The following is a 1928-nucleotide window of genomic DNA, read 5'->3' as shown; positions in this document are numbered from 1 at the left end:
AATCTACATTATGCATACCACTCCACAATTTCTTGACATTTATTCCATATACTTAAAATCTCATATATAGGAAAGGAGCCACAACTTTGAAACATTATGTAGCAACAGGGTTAGCAATTACTTCCTTATTCATAATTACTGGATGTTCTAGCAACACCGAAACAGCACCCGTGAAGAAAGAAACGGTGCAATCTGAGTCAAAAAATATAGAAACAGCAAATACGAGTCCGCAAGACTTCTATAAAGAAATTACATCTGGAAAAATCGAGCACATTCACGGAATTGGCTATGCAGGAAATATATCTGGGGTTTCTATCGCCACTCATAGCGGGATAAAAGTTTATCAAGATGGAAAATGGCTTGAAACTAAGACTGGATTACATGATTATATGGGGTTTCAGGCAACGAAGAACGGGTTCTTTGCCAGCGGTCATCCTGAACCAGGAGCAGATTTAAAAAATCCTTTAGGATTAATGAAAAGTTCTGATGGCGGTAATACACTTGAAAAGCTAGCGTTTTACGGAGAATCTGATTTTCATAACCTTGCTGTCGGATATAATACAGAAGCAATTTATTTATACAATGAGCGTCCAAATTCTAAATTACAACAAGGTTTTTATTTCAGTACGAACAACGGACAAGATTGGGAAAATAGTAAGTTAAAAGGTCTTTCAAGTACGATTCATTCCTTTTCCGTACATCCGAATCAATCTAGTGTAGTCGCAGTAAGTGCCAAAGACGGTGTTTACTTATCTACAGATTACGGAAATACGTTTGAAATATTCGCTAAATCACTTGAATCGACCGCAATTACATTAAGTAATGAAGATGTTATTTACGCGCCTATCAATAAGCAAATCGTAACGAAGAAATCAATTGCTACAAATGAGGAGACAAACATACAAATTCCACCTTTAGATCCTAAAGATACAATTATGTATATATCACAAAACCCTCAAAATTCAGCTGAAATTGTATTTGCTACAATGAAAGCAAATGTGTTCCTTTCTACGGATGAGGGTAAAACATGGAAGCAGCTTACTAAAGAAGGAACATTCCAAATTAATTAGAAGGGTGAATATAACGTGTTTTCAATAATTAGTGAATGGAGCTATCAACTCATGTCTCCTTTAATAGATGTCGCGAATGCTACGAAATCAGTACCTCTTTTATTTGCGTTTTTATTAGGCATTGTAGGTACACTTGCTCCTTGCCAATTAACAGGAAACATTAGCGCTATTACACTTTATGGAAATCAATCTTTACAAAAGGGACATACCTGGAAACATATACTGTTATTCATTTTAGGAAAAGTAATAGCTTTTACGACACTTGGACTTTTAGTCTGGTTATTAGGAAAAGAAATTCAACAAACATTAACTTTGTATTTCCCATGGTTACGCAAACTGATCGGACCTTTATTAATAATACTAGGTCTAATATTATCAGATATTATAAGAGGAAGAAATTTCTTCTCTACCCTTTTCCCTATTAAATTTATTCGAAAACAAAATGAAGTCAGCTCATTTTTACTTGGTTTTTTCTTTTCTTTAGCTTTCTGTCCGACTATGTTTGTGCTATTTTTCGGAACGTTACTCCCTTTATCTTTACCCTATAATTACGGGTACTTGTTTCCTACATTCTTTTCGATAGGAACTGCTCTGCCTATCGTCGTATTAATGTCCATCATCTCCTATCTAGGATTAAATGGGGCACTACTTAAAAAGAGCCGAAAAATAGGAAAAAACATTCAACGTATAGCCGGTGTTCTCCTTATTTTAATCGGACTTTATGATACTGCTCTATATTGGTAATACATACAAAAAGGTAAGTTCAATTCATTTGAACTTACCTTTTTTAAAAATTATATTTAACTCTTCTACATGTCCTTTTGCTTCATCTCCCACTTTTTATACAGTAGTACTGTA

At 34.4% G+C, this 1928-nt stretch carries 2 protein-coding genes; both read left to right on the top strand.

Features of this window, described 5'->3' with window-relative positions; genetic code table 11:
• The first annotated feature begins 86 nt into the window (after positions 1 to 86).
• Positions 87 to 1070, top strand: a complete 984-nt coding sequence (locus ABWK52_RS22275) for a F510_1955 family glycosylhydrolase (RefSeq protein ID WP_061654543.1) — start codon at positions 87 to 89, stop codon at positions 1068 to 1070.
• A gap of 15 nt (positions 1071 to 1085) precedes the next feature.
• Positions 1086 to 1814, top strand: coding sequence for an urease accessory protein UreH domain-containing protein (locus tag ABWK52_RS22270; protein ID WP_238601948.1), 729 nt, complete (start codon positions 1086 to 1088; stop codon positions 1812 to 1814).
• Positions 1815 to 1928: the final 114 nt, after the last annotated feature.

This window comes from Bacillus sp. AP50 (genome assembly GCF_040492675.1).
GTDB classification, from domain to species: domain Bacteria; phylum Bacillota; class Bacilli; order Bacillales; family Bacillaceae_G; genus Bacillus_A; species Bacillus_A cereus.
Note: the sequence above shows the minus strand (reverse complement) of the source record. Positions and strands in the feature narration are given on the sequence as shown.